The 23,064-nt window shown below is 45.4% G+C and carries 20 protein-coding genes, 2 tRNA genes and 1 pseudogene; 13 read left to right on the top strand and 10 right to left on the bottom strand.

Going from position 1 to position 23,064, the window contains the following annotated elements:
- Window positions 1–16: 16 nt before the first annotated feature.
- From F6K37_RS00805 to F6K37_RS00795, 3 genes are all read right to left on the bottom strand, one after another.
- The gene (locus F6K37_RS00805; RefSeq protein ID WP_008179955.1) at window positions 17–739 is read right to left on the bottom strand and encodes a pyridoxine 5'-phosphate synthase; all 723 of its coding nucleotides are present in this window, start codon (window positions 737–739) and stop codon (window positions 17–19) included.
- Between the two features lie 241 nt (window positions 740–980).
- Window positions 981–1,892, bottom strand: coding sequence for an acyl-CoA desaturase (locus tag F6K37_RS00800; RefSeq protein ID WP_131827221.1), 912 nt, complete (start codon window positions 1,890–1,892; stop codon window positions 981–983).
- A gap of 227 nt (window positions 1,893–2,119) precedes the next feature.
- Window positions 2,120–2,347 carry a DUF167 domain-containing protein gene (locus F6K37_RS00795; RefSeq protein ID WP_008179952.1) on the bottom strand — a complete coding sequence of 76 codons (228 nt, stop codon included), beginning with the start codon at window positions 2,345–2,347 and terminating at the stop codon, window positions 2,120–2,122.
- 523 nt (window positions 2,348–2,870) lie between these two features.
- On the opposite strand from F6K37_RS00795, the gene F6K37_RS00790 reads away from it, so the two are divergent.
- The 6 genes and pseudogenes from F6K37_RS00790 to F6K37_RS00765 all read left to right on the top strand — a co-directional run bounded on the left by F6K37_RS00790 (window position 2,871) and on the right by F6K37_RS00765 (window position 10,304).
- A tRNA-OTHER gene (locus F6K37_RS00790) sits at window positions 2,871–3,003 on the top strand.
- A 418-nt stretch (window positions 3,004–3,421) separates the two neighbouring features.
- Entirely contained in the window at window positions 3,422–4,264 is an 843-nt protein-coding gene (locus F6K37_RS00785; protein WP_008179951.1) for a YaaW family protein, read from the top strand.
- A gap of 131 nt (window positions 4,265–4,395) precedes the next feature.
- Complete coding sequence (locus tag F6K37_RS00780) at window positions 4,396–5,592, top strand: O-antigen ligase family protein (RefSeq protein WP_229414315.1); 1,197 nt, start codon at window positions 4,396–4,398, stop codon at window positions 5,590–5,592.
- A gap of 218 nt (window positions 5,593–5,810) precedes the next feature.
- A pseudogene (locus F6K37_RS00775) lies at window positions 5,811–6,110 on the top strand (J domain-containing protein); the annotation flags it as partial.
- 305 nt (window positions 6,111–6,415) lie between these two features.
- Window positions 6,416–8,479 (top strand): GAF domain-containing sensor histidine kinase, encoded by a 2,064-nt coding sequence (locus F6K37_RS00770; RefSeq protein WP_008188387.1) that lies wholly within the window; start codon window positions 6,416–6,418, stop codon window positions 8,477–8,479.
- 145 nt (window positions 8,480–8,624) lie between these two features.
- Window positions 8,625–10,304 (top strand): ABC1 kinase family protein, encoded by a 1,680-nt coding sequence (locus F6K37_RS00765; RefSeq protein WP_287247537.1) that lies wholly within the window; start codon window positions 8,625–8,627, stop codon window positions 10,302–10,304.
- A 98-nt stretch (window positions 10,305–10,402) separates the two neighbouring features.
- Here F6K37_RS00765 and F6K37_RS00760 read toward each other — a convergent pair whose 3' ends face one another.
- The 5 genes from F6K37_RS00760 to F6K37_RS00740 all read right to left on the bottom strand — a co-directional run bounded on the left by F6K37_RS00760 (window position 10,403) and on the right by F6K37_RS00740 (window position 12,441).
- Window positions 10,403–10,534, bottom strand: a complete 132-nt coding sequence (locus F6K37_RS00760) for a hypothetical protein (RefSeq protein ID WP_287247535.1) — start codon at window positions 10,532–10,534, stop codon at window positions 10,403–10,405.
- Window positions 10,526–10,598: transfer RNA gene (locus F6K37_RS00755), tRNA-Glu, on the bottom strand. The genes F6K37_RS00760 and F6K37_RS00755 overlap by 9 nt, the downstream gene beginning before the upstream one ends.
- 81 nt (window positions 10,599–10,679) lie before the next feature.
- Entirely contained in the window at window positions 10,680–11,228 is a 549-nt protein-coding gene (locus F6K37_RS00750) for an NYN domain-containing protein (RefSeq protein WP_008188389.1), read from the bottom strand.
- A 253-nt stretch (window positions 11,229–11,481) separates the two neighbouring features.
- Window positions 11,482–12,150 carry an energy-coupling factor ABC transporter ATP-binding protein gene (locus F6K37_RS00745; protein WP_008177882.1) on the bottom strand — a complete coding sequence of 223 codons (669 nt, stop codon included), beginning with the start codon at window positions 12,148–12,150 and terminating at the stop codon, window positions 11,482–11,484.
- Between the two features lie 24 nt (window positions 12,151–12,174).
- Window positions 12,175–12,441: a UPF0367 protein family gene (locus F6K37_RS00740; protein WP_008177880.1), complete on the bottom strand. Its 267-nt coding sequence runs from the start codon at window positions 12,439–12,441 to the stop codon at window positions 12,175–12,177.
- Window positions 12,442–12,710: 269 nt separating this feature from the next.
- Between F6K37_RS00740 and psbD the strand changes: the two genes are divergently transcribed.
- Together psbD and F6K37_RS00730 are read left to right on the top strand one after the other, a co-directional pair.
- Window positions 12,711–13,769 (top strand): photosystem II D2 protein (photosystem q(a) protein), encoded by a 1,059-nt coding sequence (gene psbD, locus F6K37_RS00735; RefSeq protein ID WP_008183309.1) that lies wholly within the window; start codon window positions 12,711–12,713, stop codon window positions 13,767–13,769.
- Between the two features lie 511 nt (window positions 13,770–14,280).
- Window positions 14,281–14,562: a 4a-hydroxytetrahydrobiopterin dehydratase gene (locus F6K37_RS00730; RefSeq protein ID WP_009149074.1), complete on the top strand. Its 282-nt coding sequence runs from the start codon at window positions 14,281–14,283 to the stop codon at window positions 14,560–14,562.
- Between the two features lie 164 nt (window positions 14,563–14,726).
- On the opposite strand, the gene F6K37_RS00725 is transcribed toward F6K37_RS00730, so the two are convergent.
- Complete coding sequence (locus F6K37_RS00725) at window positions 14,727–15,026, bottom strand: hypothetical protein (RefSeq protein ID WP_131826892.1); 300 nt, start codon at window positions 15,024–15,026, stop codon at window positions 14,727–14,729.
- 226 nt (window positions 15,027–15,252) lie between these two features.
- On the opposite strand from F6K37_RS00725, the gene F6K37_RS00720 reads away from it, so the two are divergent.
- The 5 genes from F6K37_RS00720 to F6K37_RS00700 all read left to right on the top strand — a co-directional run bounded on the left by F6K37_RS00720 (window position 15,253) and on the right by F6K37_RS00700 (window position 22,040).
- Window positions 15,253–17,163, top strand: a complete 1,911-nt coding sequence (locus F6K37_RS00720; RefSeq protein ID WP_009149075.1) for an iron uptake porin — start codon at window positions 15,253–15,255, stop codon at window positions 17,161–17,163.
- Window positions 17,164–17,311: 148 nt separating this feature from the next.
- Window positions 17,312–18,262 carry a cysteine synthase A gene (gene cysK, locus F6K37_RS00715; protein WP_287247525.1) on the top strand — a complete coding sequence of 317 codons (951 nt, stop codon included), beginning with the start codon at window positions 17,312–17,314 and terminating at the stop codon, window positions 18,260–18,262.
- Between the two features lie 133 nt (window positions 18,263–18,395).
- Window positions 18,396–19,097, top strand: coding sequence for a J domain-containing protein (locus F6K37_RS00710; protein WP_009149080.1), 702 nt, complete (start codon window positions 18,396–18,398; stop codon window positions 19,095–19,097).
- A 90-nt stretch (window positions 19,098–19,187) separates the two neighbouring features.
- Window positions 19,188–20,063 carry a 6-carboxytetrahydropterin synthase gene (locus tag F6K37_RS00705; RefSeq protein ID WP_009149082.1) on the top strand — a complete coding sequence of 292 codons (876 nt, stop codon included), beginning with the start codon at window positions 19,188–19,190 and terminating at the stop codon, window positions 20,061–20,063.
- Window positions 20,064–20,957: 894 nt separating this feature from the next.
- Entirely contained in the window at window positions 20,958–22,040 is a 1,083-nt protein-coding gene (locus F6K37_RS00700) for a tetratricopeptide repeat protein (protein WP_009149084.1), read from the top strand.
- 100 nt (window positions 22,041–22,140) lie between these two features.
- On the opposite strand, the gene F6K37_RS00695 is transcribed toward F6K37_RS00700, so the two are convergent.
- Window positions 22,141–23,031 carry a DUF6753 family protein gene (locus F6K37_RS00695; RefSeq protein ID WP_009149086.1) on the bottom strand — a complete coding sequence of 297 codons (891 nt, stop codon included), beginning with the start codon at window positions 23,029–23,031 and terminating at the stop codon, window positions 22,141–22,143.
- Window positions 23,032–23,064 lie beyond the last annotated feature (33 nt).

The raw sequence follows: 23,064 nt of genomic DNA, 5'->3' as shown, positions 1-23,064 counted from the left end.
AGTTACTGAGGAAAGCTCAAAATTTACCTTGCATCGCTTGTTTCATTTCTCTGACCGCCCGTTCTATACCCACCAGAGATGCCCGAGCAATGATGCTATGACCAATATTGAGTTCTTCCATACCTTCGATACAAGCAACCGGGTAAACATTCCAGTAGGTAAGACCATGACCAGCATTGACTCGTAAGCCAGCAGCAATCGCTTGTTGGCATCCGGAGGCCAAAACTTTTAATTCTTTAGCCTGACTGACTTCATCAGTAGCTTCTGCATAACTCCCCGTGTGGAGCTCAATAAATTTAGCTTTTGTTTTAGCAGAAGCATCGATTTGGGCGGGATCAGCGTCTATAAATAAGCTAACGGGAATGCCAGTGTTCTGTAACTGGGCTACAACCTCAGTAAGGCGAGGCATTTGCCCTGCTACATCTAGCCCTCCCTCGGTAGTCACTTCTTCTCGTTTTTCTGGTACGAGGGTAACGTAATCGGGTTTGACATCTAGAGCGATCGCTACCATTTCATCGGTAGGTGCCATTTCCAAATTCAGATGAGTTCGCACCGTTTGTCTTAACAGAGCAATGTCCCTATTTTGAATGTGACGTCGATCCTCTCTTAGATGTGCGGTGATGCCATCCGCACCAGCAAGCTCTGCCAACACCGCTGCTGCCACTGGGTCAGGTTCTACAGTGCGCCGTGCCTGACGAATTGTGGCAATATGGTCGATATTTACGCCCAGTGTTAGCACGAATGTTTTTCTCCTGGATTTGACATCCTAGCCACGACCATAGCGCAGCTTGGTCTTGAATTCCAAGGCTTTAAAACCTTAGCTTTGAGCAACATAGCCTTTTCTAGTTTAACAGGGGGAGGGAACATCTAGAGAGATTATCTATCAAGTGTCTACAAGACAGTACCCCGTGAATTAGAAAGCCCCTCGCGAGGGGCGTGCGCAGCGAAAGGTAGTTCACCTGAAATTCTTAATCCTGGGATTAGATGTTTCTAGGTTGCAGTTGGTCTGAGGATGGTAATTTGACATTCCAGGCCAGTCCTAAGCGCTGAAGCAGCAGGATGAAGAACCAACCCAGGTCAAGTTGCCACCAATAATGTCCAAATCTTGCTGAGTTGGGAAAAGCATGGTGATTATTGTGCCACCCTTCACCAAGGGTCAAGATGGCGACGATAGGATTGTTCTTGCTCATATCAGAGGTAGTAAACAGCTCGTTTCCCCACAGGTGGCAAACTGAGTTGACACAAAAGGTGATTTGACGAACCAGAAAAATCCGAAATGCTCCGCCCCAGATTAAACCACCTAAGACTCCTGAGACAGAACCAGTCAAGACTCCACCCAGGAAACCAGGAATTAACAGGGACAGCAATACCCAAAAGACGTAGAGGTTGTCTATTCTTCGGATCAGCTTGTCCTTGATTAGGTCAGGAGCATACTTATAGGGAGGCTGCCAATCCACATTCACAATCCAAGCAATATGGGAATGCCAAAACCCTTGGATAAATCCCCAAAATCCTCCCTGGTGAAGATGGGGTGAGTGAGTGTCTCCGTCTTGGTCAGAGTAAATATGATGGCAGCGATGATGGTGAACCCAGCTAGTGACTGGTCCTTGAGCTGCCATACATCCAGCAATGGCTAAGAATGCCCTTATAAAGGGTCCAGTATGAAAGGCACGATGGCTAAAAAGCCTGTGATACCCGACGGTAATCCCGATGAAATTCAGGATGTACATCCCGAGAAAAAGACCAATATCGAGAGGCTGGACGTTCAGTTTCTCAAGGAACATAACTACTATCGCAGCGATTACTCCCACAGGGGACATGGCGATAACGATAGTAACTACAGTTTTCTGAAGTGTGCTGACTTGTGGGGCAGTAGATGAAGAGATTGACACTTGTGTTGTTTCGATAAGATACTAATACACCAAAACTAAGCATATCCGATTGCTTGTCAGTCTGGCTCTGTTTGGACTCTAGCTCCGTGCTTAGCACGAAGGCTATCAACTGGGATTTTTGGATTTTGGATGGTTGTATTTTCGGCTAAATCCTCCAATTCCAGGGATTTAAGTTACATTTGGGCTAATCCTGACGGTATTGGTCATGGGTGACCTATTGCAGCTAGCTAGGCATTGGTGTTGATTTCAATCAATTTATTCCTTGAGGATAAACCTGACTTAATTTGGATACGAGACTTTGGTACTTTAAACCTTTGAGCCAGCAACTCAATTAACTCCTGATTGGCCTTGCCATCTACAGGTGGTGACTTCAAATGCACCTTGAGTGTCCCATCGTCTGAGTCTTCTATCTTTTGATGTTTAGAATTGGGTTTAACTTGAACTCGCCTCTTCATCAATGAAAGTTTCGTCAAAATCTTCTGGCTTCTGGGTATCGGAAGTTTTAATGTAGTCACCGTTTACCAGAGTAGCATACTGATCCGGATCGGCTCTGGTAAGTGTAAAGACTTCTGTTGCGATCGCAACATAACCCTAATTCGAGCCAAACCATTGGAGTCAAACGACTGCGCCAATCGCGGTAAATTTCTTGACTCATCTTGCCCCTAAAAACTTGAGGTTCTTCAGTACCTACTATGCTAAATTTATAGTTTACCCCCCCGAAAAGCTTACTGTGTAAGGGTTATGAGGCTATTTAACCATAAATTTTTCCCATATAGCTGCCTCTTCCTCCTGCTCCGAAGTCCCTGCTCCGAACGCGCCCCGCGTGGCCTACGGCCTCAGTCCCTTTGGCAAAGTGTTAATTTAGCATAACAAGTACGGAAGAGCCAAACTTGACGCTTCATTTTTTATATTACAAATGTCATATAAAAGTAACTCAAGCAACTCATTTAGCAATCTGGTTTGGGTTTAGCTTGTTCTGTAACGGGTAGCTCAATGGGAGAGCGCCAATTTTGCCCGAAAGGGCCGAAGAATTGAGGGTTATCGTCTTCTAAACGAACCCCACCCTTGATTCACCGGAGGTTGCGGGTTCAAATCCCGCTCCGCTACACCAACAAATAAATGGGGCAGGTAGCTCAATGGTAGAGCGGATGGCAAGATCCTTACATCTTTGATTCACCCCTTGCCTGTAAAGGCTGAAGAATTGAGGGTTATCGACCATCCTTTTCTCATTCATAAGCTGTCGGGCATTTAAACGACATTGTCTTGATCCCAAGCGCGAGTGATGGAAACCCGCGTGGGGCCGACTGCATCGCTTTATTAAATCAAAAAAAAACCTGAAACTCTTTTCCGTATCTTGATGCAAAGCGCGAGTGGGACAAATCCCCCCATGAAGGCGCAGCCGTCGCTTCAGCATAGCTGCCAAAGGCCTAACAGCTTACTACATCAAAGTAGATTCAAACTCCTACTAGAAAAATGATAGGAGTAGAATAGAGGACAGCAGTAAAAACGGGGTTGTGGAGGGAAGAACGTTGGATGAGCTGAGAACTGCGTTAGAGTTAGCAACCGTTGAAGAATTACAACAAGTGACAGACATTCTATTCTGTCGTAGGTTTAATCCTTTAGATTACCTTCAGCTCCCTGACCCAATCGATATCCAAAGCCAAAACCGTGAAGCTTGGTTGGATTCCCTGGAAGACCGATTTCGCTTCTTGGCAGCAGATGGGGTAACAGTACTCAAGGGACGCACGAGTGAAGTAACCTACCGACAAGCCCTGATTCAAGTTTGTCGTTACCTCAAAATTCCTTATTCTCAACGTCTGACTACAACTGACTTGGAAGCAGAAATATTTCTTCACCTAATGGAGAAAACCTGGAAACGCTTACCAACCCAAGAGCAGCAATCCCTAACAGTACAGGTACAGAAATGCTTAGCTAAGTCAAAACTCCCTGAACCCTTACCTGTACAAATCCAGCACAATCCTATCGACTTTTTACTCAAAGGTGGTAGCGCCCTAGCATTGACCTCGATTCTAAAGCCAATAATACTGCAACAGGTGGCACGCCAGTTTGCCCTGCATTTCGCTCGCTATCAGGTGGCTAAACAAGCCCTAGTGAAGGGGGGTTTGGCAGCAGCAGCTCAGTTTCAGAACTACTTGACAGTACAAACAGCACGACAGGGAATGGCACTCAGTGCTGCTCGTTATGGGGTTACTCGGAGTGTTTTTGCCTGCCTAGGTCCGATCATGTGGAGCTATTTCTTCGTTGACTTAGGCTGGAGAGCGATCGCAACCAACTACGGTCGGATTATTCCAACAATCTTAACCTTAGCACAAATTCGCCTGACTCGTGCTGAGTGCTGGGAACCAGTTTAGATTGATAGTAGTGGTTAGTGGTTAATTGGTTCTTGGGAAAGAATAGACATCCAAACAATCACCTACAAATAGGTTGGAAGTGCGCTAAGCTGGGAACTCTTATCTTTCCCCTATTTCCAGCTTTAGGCGCAGTGGGGTTAGTTCTAGCTGTGGGAGATACTTGGCGGCAAAAGTACACCAGTATAATCTCAAAACCCCTAAACTGGGGATTGGCTATTTTGAGTATCTGGCTGCTCATTACTGCTAGCTTAGCATTTAACCCCACAGAAGCGTTCCTAGGTTTAGGGAATTTTATCCCCTTCTTCGCCGTTTTCGCTGGTTTGTCTACCCTAATCAAAACCCCAGCACAGCTGAGGCAATTAGCCTGGATTCTAGTTATTCCTTCCCTAGCAGTAACTATAATGGGTTTTGCTCAGATGGTTTTGGGTTGGACTAGCCCAAAACTATTATCACTAGTCTTTGGTTCAACCTTGGTAGCTAACGGGAATCCTCCAGGTCGGATGGATTCAGTGTTTTTGTATGCCAATATCCTAGCCGCTTATCTACAAATACCATTAATTTTAGGGATAGGGCTGTGGATTGAGAGGTTTCAAGCTAGGCGTTGGAGCTGGCATCGATTCGATTATCCGCTGTTGTTCTTGAGTGTGGTGGTGATCGGTAATGCGATCGCACTAGTTTTGACCAACTCCCGCAATGCTTGGATAATCGCTGTTTTGGCTTGCCTTGCCTTTGCCCTTTACTTAGGTTGGTACTGGCTGGTCACAGCAGTTACTGCTGCTGTTGGTAGTGTTCTGTGGGCATCATTTGGTCCAATGCTAGGGCGTCAATGGCTGCGTAGTATTGTCCCAGCATACTTTTGGATGCGATTGTCTGACCAGTTGTATCCCGACCGGCCCATCGCTACCTTGAGGACAACCCAGTGGCAATTTACTTGGTCAATGATTCAGGAACGTCCCTGGTTGGGTTGGGGGTTACGCAATTTCACTCCTCTTTACCAGTCACAAATGGAAGTCTGGCTTGGTCATCCCCATAATCTACCTCTAATGTTGACTGCTGAAACTGGCATCCCAGGCACACTGATGTTGAGTGGATTAGTTGGCTGGATTATGGTTGAAGGTATCCAACTATTAAGGGTTTGGTCAACCGTTGCGACCCCTACCACTAGACAAGATTGGCATCAAGACAACTTAATTCTGTTCAGTTATCTGGTGGCTTTTGGCAGCTGTACTCTATTCAATCTGCTGGATGTAACTCTGTTTGATTTTCGGGTTAATACCTTGGGATGGCTGTTGTTGTCAGCAATTCGTGGCGTGGCATGTCACATTTAACCTACCTGAGTTCTATATAAGGGAATTGGCTAAACCTTAGTTGAAAAGGAGTCGTCTAAGCACGAGTCAGGATAACCGCTCCCATGCTCCTTAGAATACACGAAGTTAACCTTGGTTTACCGGAATTGTCGGGTTTTGTGTGAGGATTAAAAGCTCAGCATCCTTCCAGATGTCACAATAATCGAAAGCGTTGTCTAACCAGTTAGGATAAAACTGCGGTGGCAAAAGATCGGGTCAGACAAAACATTAGGAATCCCCAAAGCTCAAACCCCACGAGCTATTACGAAATACTGGGATTGCACCCTAGTGCATCACCCATAGCTATCCGACGTGCCTATCGGCAACTCAGTAAGCGCTATCATCCTGATACAACCGACTTACCCACTGAAAGTGCCACGATTAAATTCCAAAAGCTGAACGAAGCCTATGCTACCCTGAGTAATCCAGAGCGACGAGCAATGTATGACCAAAAAATTGGTTATTCCCGCCTCAATGTTATTCAGCCACCCCCTAGTTTATTCCTAGGCCGGGGAACCCGGCCTAGGAGGCGCGCACCTAAAGCGAATTTAATTACGGGTCAAGCTCACCGGGGACGAGTTTAACTCAACTGTGACGATTACATGATGCAAGTTGTGCCACCGACCCACAGCTTCTCCTCTAACCAGCAGTGATGATTGAACGGGTGTGTAGGTCGGTTGTCGTAAAAAACTCCAATCTCTTGATCAAAAGCACTCTGATGCCGGGAACACTAATCCTAGCGAGATTACTGTTTTAACAGTTGCTCTAGTCAAGACCAGTATTCACAAGTTGTGCAACTAGCATAATGGATGCAGAAAGCGCGATTTTTGCCCCAAGAGTAAATTCCATCAAGTCCCGTCTCTCAGGTACATTTGAACCAACCTTTAGCCAGGAACATCAGGGTTCACTCATGCCTTACCCGACAGAGTTAGCTCAGATCGGGCAACAAATTGCTAAGACTATACTAAATACCTCAGAAACGCAAACTCTGTTGGCCATGCTGGCCAAGGCTATAGGAGAGAGTTTTCAGGTGGATAGCTGTTTAATTGGGGGGCTGGCTAACCCTAGCACTACACCCCAACTAGCCTGGTGGCGTGCTGATCAACACCTCGACCCAGAACACCGATACTACAAAAATCCAGTGCAACTGCTGGAACTCTTAACCACAGAGGATGACTTAGGCAGTGACTCAGTACTGGCAATTTCAGATTGGCAAAAATCCGATGCTTGGTCTAACTTAGATTTGGGTGAAGAAGTGCTATCTGCCAGGGCAATACTGAAGACCTCCACAAAGTTTCAGTCTGTAGTCAACGGGGTAATTGTTTTAGGAAAAGCCCAGCCTTACCAATGGACAAAGACAGAGCAAGAACAGTTAATTGTTGTATCCCAATGGGTATCAGTAGCAATTTCTCAAGTTCAGCTAACCCACCAAGTGAAGGCGGCTACTCGAGACCAAACTCTGCTCAACCAATTGAGTCAAGTGATGCATAGCTCTCTCAATCTCCTGGAGATTTTCCAGATAGCTACCACGGCTGTTGCTGAAGCACTTCAGGTGTCACGGGCACTACTGCTACTCTTAGATGAAACGAATCCCCTTGGTTGCACTGTACCAGGACAGCATTCACCAAAACATGATCTGACAGTCGTTTGTGAATGGTTACAGGAAACCTCTACTACTGATCTATTTTCAAAAGGCGACGCACTGTTAAATAAATCCTTCCCAGTTTCTGAGTGTTCTTGGTACCAACAGGCTCTCAAGCAAGCCCCTGAACCGATAGTCATTACCCATAGACCAGATCACCCGATTGGTAAAGCTGACCACCAGAGCATCTCACTCCTAGATCAGGTCCTATTGCCAGGGTTACTGATCTGTCCTCTGGTTGGGGCAGATAATCATGGCTTGCTATCCGTTAAGGTTTTGGGGTTCTTGGTCTTGCAAAATAGTCAACCTCGCCCTTGGCTAGAAAATCAAATCAACTTGGTCAAGTGGGTCAGTACACAAGTTAGTAGCACTATTATCCAAAATCAGACTCTCCAGCAAGTACAATCCCTTGTTGAAGAACGCACGGCTCAGTTACAACATAGTCTGAAAGTTCAGGCAGAGTTATACGAAAGAACTCGCCAGCAAATGGGTCAGTTAAAAGAATTAAATCGGCTCAAAGACGAATTTCTCAGTAGCATGAATCATGAGTTGCGGACACCTTTGACTGCCATGAGTCTAGCGATTCGGATGTTACGTCAACCCAAACTTGATCTTGAGCGTCGTGCCAAATATCTAGAAATCCTTGAGCAACAGTGTAATCAAGAAATTGAGCTAATTAACGACCTGTTGAGTCTACAGCAGCTGGAATCTGACCAGTCCCAACTGCAGCTGCAAAGAATTGACCTGATGCCGATGATTAAGCACTTGGCTAAATCCTTTGAGTACAAATGGGCGCAGAAAGGCTTAACCTTAACAATCAATAGTTCACTACCATCGCTCTTGATCAACACCGACGCTGAGAGCCTTAACCGTATCTTGCTGGAACTTTTAACCAATGCTGGCAAGTATTCTCACCCAAATACTACAGTGGTGATCGAGGTAACTGAGCAAATCCAGCAATCGGTGAAGCAGATTGTGATGAGTTTGAGCAATATTGGTCAGGGCATCTCTCCAGAAGACCTCAGACATATTTTTGATAAATTCCATCGCGGTCAGGGGATGACCCAAAGAGCAGTTCAGGGTACTGGTTTGGGTCTAGCGCTAGTAAAATGCTTAGTGCAGCATCTCAATGGCACAGTAGATGTCTCCACTGGCCCGTCTGACACTCCTCGCACCTCTCGGGTATCTTTCACAATTACTCTGCCCCAGGTTCAATCTTTTATGTAAAACTTAGTCATTAGTAAGTAAGAAGGCAAAACTAATCACTAATGACTAATAGCTCGGAAGACTAACTGGGAAGAATAGGTATTAAAGTGGATATGATCTGATTTATACTCCCGGATTGAATAGGAGTAACTATGAATAGCTGAGTATGCTCACAACTGATGCGCCCAAGCCACCACGTTGGCAACAACCTAACTATTCTCCCCTGGCTCGCCAGATCGATATTTTTACTGCGGCAGCGCAGTTTATGGTTTATTTATGGTGGGACAAGGTATCGGCTAATAATTCCCCCAAGCAAAGAAATCGTCGAGCCCAGTGGTTAGTTAGAAAGCTCTTAGACTTAGGTCCAACGTTCATCAAGATTGGGCAGGCACTATCCACACGCCCTGATTTACTTAGCTTAGAATATGTGAATGCCTTGGCGCAATTACAAGATCGGATCCCAGAATTTAGTGTAACCGATGCTATAACTCTAATTGAATCAGAACTGGGTCACGACATTCATGGTTTGTATCGGGATTTTGAGCATTTTCCTCTAGCCGCTGCGAGTTTGGGACAAGTTCATAAAGCCCGATTGCACACCGGGGAAGATGTAGTCGTTAAGGTTCAGCGTCCTGGCTTAGAAAAGCTATTTAACCTAGATTTTGAGATTATCCATCGATTGATTCGTTTTGTCAATCGATTTGTTCCGGGAACCAGAAAATATGATTTGGATTCCATCACCCATGAGTTTTTTAACCTGCTCTATCAAGAAATTGACTACATCCATGAAGGGAAGAATGCTGAGAGTTTTCGTCAAAATTTCAGCAATTATGCTCGTATTAGTGTCCCGAAAGTCTACTGGCGATATACAACTAAAAAAGTTTTGACTATGGAGTATATGCCGGGGATTAAAATTGATGACCGTCAGAGCCTGGAATCCCTAGGCATAAATCCTAAAGAAATTATTCAGCTGGGAATTTGTTGCTACCTCAAGCAGTTATTACAAGATGGCTTTTTTCAGTCTGACCCTCATCCTGGAAATATGGCAGTCTCTGCAGAGGGCAGTCTGATTTTCTATGACTTTGGCACAATGCTGGAGGTCAAGTCCATGACTAAAGACCAAATGCTCCAGACTTTTTTTGCTGTACTGCGTAAGGACACTGATCAGGTCGTTAATAGTTTAACTTACATGGGGTTAATTGAACCCATGTCAGATCTCAAGCCAGTCAAGCGATTAGTTGCTTTCCTACTGGAAAAATTTACCGAAAAGCCCATAGAATTACAAGCTTTTGAGGAAATCAGTAGCGAACTTTACTTAATGTTTGAGCAGCAACCTTTTCGCCTACCAGCACAACTGACATTTATATTAAAGTCACTAACAACTCTTGATGGGATCGCTCGTTCCCTAGATCCCCAGTATAATTTGTTAGCTGCTACAGAGCCTTTTGTTAAAAGCCTGGCTGTTTTTCAAGGGCGGGGGAATATAGTGGGGGAACTAGCTAAACAAGCTAGGGATTTTGTGAAATATAACTTACGTAAGGCTAGCGCTACCGAACTAGCAATTCGACGCTTAGAAGAGCGGCTCGAGCTGGGAGAGTTACAATTGCGGGTGCGTTCTGTAGAAAGCGATCGCACTCTCAAGCAGATCACCCTTGCTCTAAAAAGCCTAATTTATGCTTGTTTAACTGGATTTACTCTGGTAGCCGGTACTATTTTCCTATCAGGTCCTTATAGTGGATGGGCGATAGCCGCCTTTGCCTTTTCCGCATTCTGGTTTTTGATTTTGCTGCGTTCTCTGATTAACTTAGCCATTAGAGAAAGACTGGATAGGTTAGCCCAAAGGTAGGCAATCATATCTTAAATCGCCTACCTTTAATTCTTGTATGTAAGCATTCAGCCGTCAGCCGTCAGTGCTCAGCCGTCAGCGGTCAGCCGTCAGCAGACTTAACTCAGATTAAACCAATGCTTACCTCTTTTATTAAAAAGCTGTTCGCGTAGCGTGCGCGTAGCGCTTAAGCTGATAGCTGATAGCTGAGTGCTTACTCTTGTATTTTTTTCTTGCTTATATACCCCCAAGGGAATTCGAATCCCTGTCGCCTCCGTGAAAGGGAGGTGTCCTAGGCCTCTAGACGATGGGGGCTTATTGATTTCACTTTTATAATAATAGTGGATATTTTGGTTTGTGTCAAGTGTTTGATCAGGAAATTTTTTTCCACTCCCCTTACTTGATACTATTTCGCAACTGTTCTAGGCGCTGCTGAGCCTTGGCATCCAAGGAATTGACTAAAAAACGACCACGAGAGGATTTCTGTGGTCGGTATTTGCGGCGGGTTCGACGAGCTGTGAATTCAACATCGCTGAGCAACTGCTGGCAAGACATGCATTGAGCACCATACCCGACAACAGTCAATTGCTGTGCCCGATCTGAGGTAGCGACGATCAGACGTTTAGTTGGTTGAACAAGGTTGGTTCTATAGGAGGCGCAAAATTTTTCGATGTAAGTGTCTGCTGTCTCCCCGAAATCGGTGTAGTAAACGGATAAATTATTAGTTATCACCTCACGACTGTTAGGGGTATTGAGTGAGTGAGCATCAAAGACAATCTCAGTGTCATAGCCAACAAAGGCACTGTAATTGGCTAGGGTCTCAATTAACTCTTGGCGAGAACTCAGCAGACCATCACGATCACGGGTATTTTTCAGGAAAGACCAAGAGCCAATGACGTTATAGCCATCAACTAGTAAAATAGCCAGCGGTGAAGAACAAGACATTTTCCATGGGATTATACTATTTACAGTCCCTATGGACTGCTCATATTGGCCAGAATAAATTTAACATTTCTTTATATTAGTATAAATTGCACTTGAGAAAAAGGCAAAAGGATTGAGCAAAAATAACACTCAACCTTTAACTATTAAAACATATCATATTACAATAACAACAATAAGTGTTATAAATAACACTTATTGTTGTTAACAGTTAGCCGATTACAAATCCTACCACTTTCCGGAAACTTCCCGAGAATCAGTGATTAGGACTTACCAGTCTTTGCTTCAGGCGTTCCGGTTGACCTTGGTCAATGACCCGACCCTGGTCTAACAAAAATGCTCCATCACAATAATCCAACTCATCCAAACGGTGCGTAACCCAAATGGCTGTCAATCCTCTACTTTTGACTAAATTTCGCACTTGTGATACTAAATCCATCTGGGTATCTGGATCGAGTAGGGCAGTGGGTTCATCTAACAATAAAATCTCGCACTGTCTTGCGATCGCACCAGCGATCGCAATTCGCTGCTTCTGACCACCGCTGAGGGCATAGATCGGGCGTCGTTCTAGGTCTAGTAAATTGACCGCAGCTAGAGCTTCTTTTACCCGGGCTTGAACTTGAGCTAGGTCGAGCTTTTCTGCTACCAGTCCAAAGGCTACATCGGCACCTACGGTAGGCATCACTAGCTGATGATCAGGATTCTGGAAAACAAAACCTGCTGAACCCGCTAGGTAAATTTCACCGGATTGGGGGGACAATAAACCAGCCAGTAATCTAAGTAAGGTTGATTTACCACTGCCATTGGTTCCTAAGAGCATCCAAAACTCCCCCTTAGGGACTTCCAGGGAGCAAGATTGCAAAACTGTCCCCCCTTTAGGCCAGTTGAAGCCAACCTCTCTTACTTGAATTGCTGGTTGAGTCATTATATATCTTGCTGTTCCATGAATTTATTCAGCCATGGCAAAGAAGCCGGGAGTACGTCCTGAGCCTGTGGCTCCAGATTTTTGAGAAATCATTGCTGCACTGATCTGATCGCTGAGAACGCCAATTTTCTTCTCTGGCTGGTGATCGCAGCTGAGTTCTAACAACTGAGGATGCCCAGAGCGCATGGCTGTCAAAATTTCCTGGTAGGTCGCTTGCGCCTCTTCTTCTGACTTACGTTGCACAGACAGTGGCATGGGTGTATTCCTTAGAATCAAGTCAATGGTGAACATGGAGTATCAAGCCGTAGCGCGTTCTATAAATGTACTTCTTTTTCTTATCTTAGACCCCAGCCCAAACCGGGGTAAGAGCGGTATCTTGGGTGCAGTTATTACCTAATTTTTTTTTAAGGGGGTAGCAAAATTAAGAATTATGACATATTATGATAGTTATATTAGACGAACTTTACTTTTCTTTACTTAGACGCCCTTTAGTAAGGTAGCAAAGTTGGCAAGAAAGTAAATCGGCTTACCGTACTTATATATATCTGGAGATCCTTGCTATGACAGTAGCAGTAGGACGCGCCCCCAGCACCAGAGGATGGTTTGACATCCTCGACGACTGGCTCAAGCGCGACCGCTTTGTATTCGTTGGCTGGTCAGGCATTCTGTTGTTCCCCTGTGCCTACATGGCTTTGGGGGGCTGGCTAACTGGTACCACCTTTGTTACTTCTTGGTACACCCACGGCTTAGCCTCTTCCTACCTCGAAGGCTGCAACTTCCTGACCGTAGCAGTATCCTCTCCTCCCAACAGCCTGGGACACTCCCTGCTGCTGTTGTGGGGACCAGAAGCTCAAGGAGACTTGACCCGCTGGTTCCAACTAGGAGGGTTGTGGAGCTTCGTGGCATTCCACGGAGCGTTTGGTCTAATTGGCTTCATGCTGCGGCAATTTGAAATTGCTCGTCTAGTAGGCATTAGACCCTACAACGCGATCGCATTCAGTGCGCCGATTGCAGTATTTGTCAGCGTGTTCCTGATGTACCCGTTGGGACAGTCCAGCTGGTTCTTTGCACCTAGCTTCGGAGTAGCGGGTATTTTCCGTTTCATCCTGTTCCTGCAAGGCTTCCACAACTGGACACTGAATCCCTTCCATATGATGGGCGTAGCTGGAGTACTCGGTGGTGCTCTGCTGTGTGCCATTCATGGGGCAACGGTAGAAAATACCCTGTTCCAGGATGGGGACAAAGCCAACACCTTCCGGGCGTTCAACCCGACCCAAGCGGAAGAGACCTACTCAATGGTCACCGCCAACCGCTTCTGGTCTCAAATCTTCGGAATTGCTTTCTCTAACAAGCGCTGGTTACACTTCTTCATGTTGTTTGTGCCAGTAACTGGCTTGTGGATGAGTGCAGTGGGAATTGTAGGTTTAGCATTGAACCTACGAGCCTATGACTTCGTGTCCCAGGAAATCCGGGCAGCAGAAGATCCAGAGTTTGAAACCTTCTACACTAAGAACATTTTGCTGAACGAGGGTCTGCGGGCTTGGATGGCTCCAGCAGACCAACCTCACCAAAACTTTGAGTTCCCTGAGGAAGTACTGCCTCGCGGTAACGCTCTGTAAGACTCCAAGGCTGATCCCGAATTAAGGTTAGCGCTTGGATTTGCTCAAAGCCCCACCTGGAGGTGGGGCTTTGAGCAGTTCTAGAAACAGAAAACTGGAACGTTCTGAGCAATCTTCGCTGAACTTATAATTATGCTAGTTTCCAGAGGTTGCCATTTGAGGGATACTCTGTTATTGTAAGAAAAGGTAATAATCCTGGAAAGGTACAAAAAACCGCTTAGGGATTAAAGGAGGTGATGCCCATGGAAGATAGTAGTAAACTCATGGGTCATCTGGTTGGAGTTAGCCGGCTGTGCGCCGGGGCTGTTCTCTAGGAGTTAGCTGGATTCTCTACGGAGAATCTATATGACTGCTTAGGCAGGGCTACCTAAGAGTTCCTCTCGGCAGCCTGGTTTCAATCAGAAGACCCGCTAGACCGCTCTCACACCAGGTGTTATGGATTAACCAAAACACTAGCCGTGAGAGCGGATAGTCTTTTTTTGGGATTGTTGAAGGAGTGGATCTAACCATCATGGCTCAACTACTCAGCGATGCAGAAATTCAAGCCAAGGCGAGTCAGCTAGAAGACTGGAGTGTGGAAGGGAAAACCCTGCGTAGTAAAAAGACATTCAAGGGTTTTGTAGAAGCGATCGCTTTTGTGAATAAACTTGTTGAACCATCTGAAGTTGCAGGACACCATCCTGACCTAGAGATTTCTTACAATAAGGTAACGATTACTCTAACCACTCATGATAGTGGTGGCTTAACCTCAAAAGATTTTGACCTAGCGCAAGTTATTTCAGAGCTGGGTTAATATCCTTTCAATAACTCTAAATAAGTGACAATTGCTTTAGCAATAGACCCGCAGCTAGCGCAGAAGTTCATTCACAGGCATTGGCAAAAAAGTTTGTATAGCACTTTGTCGATAAAGGCTATAGTATAAGAATTGTTCCTCTAATAAATTGTTCCTGTAATAGGTTAATAGGTTTCATCGCAATAGCGCTGATTCTTATCTAAACCGCGAGAATCCCCGTACTTTACCGTATAGAGTAAGTGTAGGGATGGAGCGCGGGGCAAGGGTCGGAACAGAGCTTTCCAATGCGATGTACTAGGGATAGTAGGGAAAAACAAATTAAGAGCTAACCGCCACCTACGCGCCTGAACCTTGACAACCAACGAATATGGGGTGACCTTCAGAAAAAACTTGATAGTTTGAGTTATCTGTGGATGGGTAAAATTCCATAGGTGCGCTTTCCGTCGGCGAATTAAATTCGCCACGGGTCGCACCTGCAGTACAAAGAAAATAGAACTTTTTTGTATTGTTCCGGCGCGGAGGGGCATCCCGTGTCGTTAATAAAGCTTACCGAGTAACCTAAGCAGTAGCTGGTGTTGGTAAGAAGCCCGTGCTGTCGCGTGCTTGTCAGCGTCGGGAGTATGTCACCATCCTCCGTGATTGATCCGGGGGAGAGTTCAATAATTGTAAAGGTGTGAGGATTAAGAGAAGATGTCTAAACTACTGTTGAAGTCCCTACTGATAAGTCCTGCTGTAGTGGGTGCTGCTCTCGCCTTTGGTACCAATGAGGTACAGGCAGCCAACAAGGCCAACTCCTTAACAGTTGAGAATCAAGTTACTACGGAAGCTGCCCCACTTCAAGCTGTCCCAGTAAAGACAATGGCGATCGCGGCGGCCCCCACTGCTCCAGAAGTAAAGGATACCCCAGTTTTTTCCAGGTCGATGGGCTCCACCTTGGGTGAGGGAACATCATTAACTTTAAAGGCCGATACCCTAGTTCCTAAGGTAGACGTACCGGAGGCAGAAACAAAAATAGCCCAAGCCGTCCCCTCAGCCTCAGATAACAGCCAGCTGTTAAATCAAATTCAACGCTACGGTAAAGAAGGCAGTAACAGCCAAGATCAGGTAACTAGTGTTTCCCAACTGCGGGATGTTTCTCCTGGAGACTGGGCTTATGAAGCTCTGCGTAGTCTGGTAGAGCGCTACGGTTGTATCGCTGGTTACCCAAACCGCACCTTCCGTGGCAACCGTGCTACCACCCGTTACGAATTTGCGGCTGGCTTGAACGCTTGTTTGAACCAGATTGAGCGTTTAATTGCTGCTAGTACTGCTGACTTTATTACCCGTGAAGACTTAGAAACGCTGCAACGGCTGATTCAAGAGTTTGAGGCAGAACTGGCTACCCTCGGAGCACGGGTCGATAACCTCGAAGGTCGAGTCGCATTCCTAGAGGATCACCAATTCTCCACTACTACGAAACTGGAAGGGGAAGTCATATTCGCCCTGACCAATAACTTTGGTGATTTTGGGGAAGATGACAATAACCAAGTTGTCTTTGGTGACAGGGTTCGTTTAGTTCTCGACACCAGCTTCACTGGTCAAGACAGTTTAGTAACTCGTCTGAGTGCTGGTAACCTGAATGCCTTCACAGCGGGGGGTGAGATTACCCCAGAACTCACCCAGACCTTTAACACTGAGATTGATGGTACTGGTGACGGGAACGATATAGGAGTTGACTGGTTAGCCTATTACGGTGACATTCCTATTGGTCCGTTTGGTCAAGTATCAACTTACATTGCTGCCTTTGGTGGTCGGCATGATGATTACGTTCCTACACTCAATCCCTATTTCCAAGACTTCGATGGTGGTAGTGGCTCTCTATCCACATTTTCTCAACAAAACCCCATCTATCGGATTGGTGGTGGTGCTGGTTTAGGGGTTAGCTTCCAACTCGGTTTACTAGAGAGCGTGATTGGACCAAGTACTGTCACACTGGGTTACCTAGCTGGCAATGCGTCAGATCCTGATGAAGGTTCAGGTCTGTTCAATGGTGATTATTCTGCCTTGGGTCAGTTGAACTTCAACGTCAACGACCGCATTGGTGTGGGCTTTACTTACGTCCATGGTTTCCATAAAGAGAACAGTGCCATATTCAGCAAAGGCGCTGGAGAAGATGGTATAGTAGGTACTCGTGCTGCCAACTTAAATCAAGAAGCACTTCTTGCTAGTCGTATAGCTGATTCAGCTGACAAGGTAACCAACTCCTACGGAGCAGAATTAGCGTTTCGCCTCACCGACAAGATTTCCTTTAGTGGATTTTTCAACTACACCGATGTGATTGTGATTGGTGAAGGAGATGGTGAAATTTGGAGTTACGGCGGTGGTTTAGCCTTCCCCGATTTTGGGAAAGAAGGTAGTGTGTTAGGTTTCTTTGGTGGTGCAGTCCCCTATTCGGATTTGAATGAGATTGATACCCCCATTCACATAGAAGGCTTCTACAAGTATCAGCTATCCGATAATATCTCTATCACTCCTGGTGTGATCTGGGTGATTAATCCAGAGCAGAGTGACGGTAATGATGATGCTGTGATTGGTACCATCAGAACCACATTCACCTTCTAAAGACCCTGGCTAATTGCCCAAGGACTATTGAGAATTAGTTAGGTTTCCCTGCCCCTAGGCGGGGATTTTTGTTTGAAGGGGTGGGAGTGTCAAAAAATACTAGGATGGATGATGGATAACAACTAATAACTCAGAATTTCCAACAGTTATGCGAATTGCTCCAAATATTACCGAACTGGTTGGTCGGACACCTCTAGTACAATTAAACCGTATTCCTCAAGCAGAAGGCTGTGTCGCTAGAATTGTAGCCAAGCTAGAGGGCATGAATCCATCTTCGTCTGTTAAAGACCGGATTGGTGTTAGCATGATCAACACAGCGGAGCAGAATGAGTGGATTACCCCCGGCAAAACTATTTTGGTGGAACCGACCTCGGGAAACACAGGTATTGCTCTAGCAATGGCAGCGGCAGCCAAGGGTTACCAACTGATCCTAACCATGCCAGAGACAATGAGCATCGAGCGACGGGCTATGTTGCGAGCTTATGGTGCTCAGTTGGAACTGACACCAGGTACTGAAGGCATGGGTGGCTGTATTAGGCGAGCTCAGGAAATTGTAGAAAACACATCCAATGCCTATATGCTGCAACAGTTTCGTAATCCAGCTAACCCCAAAATTCACTATTGTACCACCGCTGAAGAAATTTGGGACGATACGGAAGGACAGGTGGATTTCCTGGTGGCTGGAGTTGGTACGGGTGGTACAATTACTGGTGTTGCTGAAGCGATCAAAAAACGCAAGCCCAGTTTTAAAGCGATCGCAGTTGAACCAGCTGGTAGTTCTGTACTTTCTGGAGGGTCTCCAGGACCTCACAAAATTCAGGGTATCGGTGCGGGTTTTATTCCAGAAGTACTCAAGGTTGAACTTCTTGACGAGGTGATTACAGTTACGGATGATGATGCGATCGCATACGGTCGTCGTTTAGCCCGTGAAGAAGGAATTCTTTCCGGCATTTCCACTGGAGCCATACTATCAGCGGCTATTGAAGTTGGCAAACGTCCAGAAAATGAGGGATGCCTGATTGTCATGATTCAACCGAGTTTTGGGGAACGGTACCTAAGCACCCCCCTCTTCCAAGAGCCAACCGCCACCACTGATTAGTGTTATGGGGCAAGGCGCTTCGGTTCAGTAGTTATCCTAAAACCTCTGGAAATCGATGGAAATATAAGGATTGAGCTTAGTTGCTACCTCAATTATACTATCGCTGCCGGTTTCAGTAGGTTTAGTGTAGCCCATGTCAGACTCGAATCACTACCAAACTTTGGATGTTCATCCCCACGCTACGACCCTAGAAATTAAACAAGCCTACCGACGGCTAGCCAAGCGCTTTCATCCAGATAGCAACAGCCCCACCGCTGATCCGGAAAAAATTATCCAAGTTAATGCTGCCTATGAGGTACTCAGTAACCCTGAGCGACGGCGTTCCTATGACCAAAAGAGGAATTACTTTCAGGATTCATTAGAGCCTCAGAATCGACAACAGCGAACAGCTCATGCCCAAAGACATTACCAGCATCATCGGCAAAAGGGAAAAAAGACTGATGCCCAGCTAGGGGAATGGTTGCAGCAAATTTATCAACCTGTAAACCACCGGATTAGTCATATCCTTGAGCCTCTAGAGGCTCAACTTGATGAACTCTCCGCTGACCCGTTTGATGATGAACTCATGGCAGAGTTTGAAGCTTATCTGGAAGAGTGTGGTGATCATCTCCATCAAGCTCAGAGACTGTTTCAGTCTCAACCTAATCCTGCCACCGTTGCCAGTGCTGCTGCTAACCTCTACTACTGTCTTAATCAGTTAGGAGATGGGATAGAAGAATTAAAGCTGTTTACCCTTAACTACGACGACTACCACCTACACACAGGTCAAGAACTGTTCAGAATAGCTTCCCATCTGCTCTGGGAAGCTAAAGACACAGTTAAAGATTTTTGCTAATGGGTAACCAATATTATTTTTTTAGCTTACCAACGACCACTAATCCAAATTAGTTTATCCTGAAAATAAGTCTAGTTTACCTAACTTGACATGGAATGCGTCATTAAGCGCCGTGCTGAGTTTTCAGCCAGCCACCGATACTGGTTACCAGAACTGAGTGAAGCTGAGAACCTTCAGCGGTTTGGTTTGGGGAGCAGATTTCCTGGACACGGACACAACTACGTTCTGTTCGTTTCCCTGACCGCTCAGTTGGATAAGTATGGCATGGTGAAAAACTTGTCTAAAGTCAAAACGGTGATCCAACGAGAGGTCACCAGCCAACTTGACTACGCTTATCTCAATGAGGTTTGGTCAGAATTTCAGCAAACCTTACCTACTACCGAAAACATAGCACGAGTAATTTGGCAACGCTTGGTTACCTATCTACCACTACTGAAGATTCAGCTATTTGAACATCCAAAACTCTGGGCTGACTATCAAGGAAACGGTATGGAAGTATATCTGACTATCAGTAACCACTTTAGCGCTGCTCACCGACTAGCTCATCCTGACCTCAGTGACGAGGAAAACTACCAGATTTACGGTAAGTGTGCTCGTCCCAACGGACATGGACATAACTATCACATAGAAGTGACAGTTAAGGGTGAAATGGATCCGCGCACTGGCATGATTGTTGATCTAGGCTCCTTGCAGCAAGTCATGGATGAGTATGTCCTGGAAGCTTTTGACCATACTTTCCTCAATAAAGACATTCCATACTTTGCCCGGGTTGTTCCTACTGCCGAAAATATTGCTATCTATATTTGTCAGTTATTGCAACAACCAATTCAAGAATTGGATGTCCAACTTCATAAGGTGAAATTGAGTGAAAGTCCCAATAACTCCTGCGAAGTCTACTGCACACCAGAGACTACCAAGTCAGCAGTAACATCATCTAGAGAAACTCTGCTGGAAAGAACTAATTAATAAAATCTTGCGAAGTTTCACCGAAAGCCTCGGGAAAATCTGGTAAGCACCGATCGCCGAATTAATTACCTACTCGCAATCTCTGTAACCCTTATATTGTAAGGATTTGAGTTTTACAAAATGTGAATGAATTTTGTGCACCTGCTTAGTATTAAATAGCTGATGAACAAAACACAGCTAACATAGCTTGCAAGCTTAACCGTCCGCTCACAAAAAGATTCGGAAAATAACAGAAGTAAGCTTCAAAGCATTGAAGCATCAGACAATCAATCTAGGTTGTTCTGTAGTAAATGTCAATTCGCGCTTGGTCAATTCGCGCTTGGGGCAAAAGCGCTGTCAGGCTTTTTCGACAGCTTTGAGAGATGCGTCCTCATCAATTGGTAAATTGATGTGCTATACACGGCTTACCGTTATGGGGCGGAAATACCGGGTTAAATGTATCTGAGCTTGATGTAGTTCAATAAAAAAGTTTAGCACAGTCCCTACCTACAATCTTTGATGGGCAGTGGCGTGCTTTCATCGCTGGCAAGCGTAGCATGCGCTACGCCCATTAGCCCTAGGCTGAATGCTGACCTAGGGATTTTTATTTGCTGAGATTAAATCATCCATAAGTTAGATTTAGTATAGCATTTGTTATGATATTGGTAAAGTTGCGGTAACCACCATTAATGCGGTTATCATGGTAGTCAAGTACCCGCACTCGTACTGTTAGGTTGAGCTGCGCTAAATCTGAAAACCGTCATATTCTCGTTAATGCCCTGTGGTATCTCACTCAAAGGATGAGATCCGACCTTGAGCAATTCAAAACAAGGGAATATATGGCAAAGGATTTTACTCGATTGCGCAAACTTAGAAAACTACAAAACTCTTGATGATCCTTAAGAGGCAATAGGAATGGAGAGCCGGTTGCCGTGTGATGACAGCGAATATAGGGAGCGTCTAGTAGAGGCAGCACGCCAAACTTTCGTTCCTACATTACCTGACAACATTCCAGATAATGTTCATGACCTTGCGTCAAACCATCGCACCGGTGAAGCTGCTCAACTTTTAGAGAAAGGGATTGAGCAGCACCAGCGATGTCAATTATCCGCAGCAAGACAGTCGTTTCAAGAAGCACTAGCAATGTATGCGCAATTGGCAAATAGACGGGGTCAAGGAAAAGCTCTGAGTGGTATGGCCCTGACTGCTTATTCCTTGGACAACTTTCAACAAGCCATAAAATATAGTAACAAAAGTCTTGCGATCGCAAAAGACATCAAAGACCAGCGTCTTGAGGGCCAGGTTTTGGGAATTTTGGGAAATGCCTACCGTCACCAAGGAAATCACCTCAAAGCCATTGACTATGGTCAAAAAAGCCTAACTATTATGCGGCAACTCCAAGACCGACTGGGAGAGGTGACTGCCTTGAACAATCTAGGATTGGCCCATAAGGCACTAGGGGATTTGCCCCGAGCAATAGCTTGCCAGCAACAGAGCCTCTATGTTGCCCAGAGTCTTGGGTTACCGCAGCTGGAAGAGCGAATTCTGAGAAATCTTAGTAACTCCTGCTACTCCATCGGTGATTATGCTCAAGCTATTGACTATTACGAGCAGCGTTTTGCGATCGCACAGCAGATGGGTGATCTTCCCCTAGAAGGACAAATTCTGGGCAAGTTGGGTAATGCTTGCTTGGCACTAGGAGATTATATTCAAGGGATTTACTATATTCAGCAGCAATTGCTCAAAGCTCAACAAATAGGTAATCGCCGTCTAGAACAACAAGCTTTAGGTCGCTTGGGAAAGGCTTATGATGCTTTAGACAATTATGGCCAAGCGGTTGAATATTATGAACAACGTTTGAGTATTGCCCAAGCCATCGGTGACCGGAAGGCAGCAAAAAAAGCCATAGCTAGTCTGAAAGCCGCTTATTACTCTCAAGGAAACTACACTAAAGCTATGGAGTACCATCAGAAAAATTTAGCACTCACTAATCCATAAGAGAAATGGTACTTCTGGTCGGGATAAGGCTCGTACTTATTAGCCATTACCAAAACACCGACACTGATCTCTATCAAAATAGCGATAAAATAGGGTTCACTTATTTATTGTCGTCTATATACTTGCGCTGGCTCGGAGGGGCGACCCAAAGTAGACAATAGCCGCTAGTGGCTTTTTTTCCCCCAAAGTTTAACCGGATTCCTGCCTCTATGGCATCCTTTTGACACTCTAAGTTATCCAAATAGCCCGCATTCCATTTGGTTATATTTCTGGCTAATTTGCCCTCTTTACTGATTGCCCAATTTAAGGTAGCTGCTTCGTCTAGGGTTAGTTGTCTAGAACCATTGGGGTCTAATTTTGGTTGACTTAACTCAGATAGCCCCCAACCCGCTCCTAGTCCACAAACCAATGACAAAACCACAGCTCCACAAATGGCTGTAATGTTTGTAAAAGGAGATGCCTTAACAATCGGAAAATCCATTGACCCTTTGGGTGGATAGGAACAGGGCTGTCTTTCTGACTTGGATTCTATGGTTACTTTTGATTGCTCTATGGCAGACGCGTTCGCCTTTGGCGCGCTCTGAAGAGCGATCGCTTTAGCAATTTCTTGGCGCTGAATATCCACGGTGGATTGCCCCACGACATCAATCATCTGCTGGATATCCTTTTCCCAACTTCGGAATAACTGCTCTAAGGATTTAGGAGTATCTGCTAACATTGTTTCCAAACTGGACGTTGCTACCAAAAATAGGAATAGCGGGTCATTAGCGTCCAATTCTGTCGCAACAACTAAATCTAAAATTTTTGCCTTAAAGCTATCGGAACGTCCTTCTAACAGCTTTTCCAATAGAGAGTAATCCGTCTTATCCCTCTCGTCAATTAAATCTGACAGACTTTCAGGTTGCTTGATGTGGGAGAGGTTTTCTTGAGAAAGATTACTTCCTACCATTTCCCTAATTCCTTGTTTGCTTACTTCTTTATAAATAGCCATAAAATTCGATAATAACAAGATTTGTAAATATTT

The organism is Moorena sp. SIO4E2 (assembly GCF_010671945.1).
In the GTDB taxonomy this organism is placed as follows: domain Bacteria; phylum Cyanobacteriota; class Cyanobacteriia; order Cyanobacteriales; family Coleofasciculaceae; genus Moorena; species Moorena producens.
Note: the sequence above shows the minus strand (reverse complement) of the source record. Positions and strands in the feature narration are given on the sequence as shown.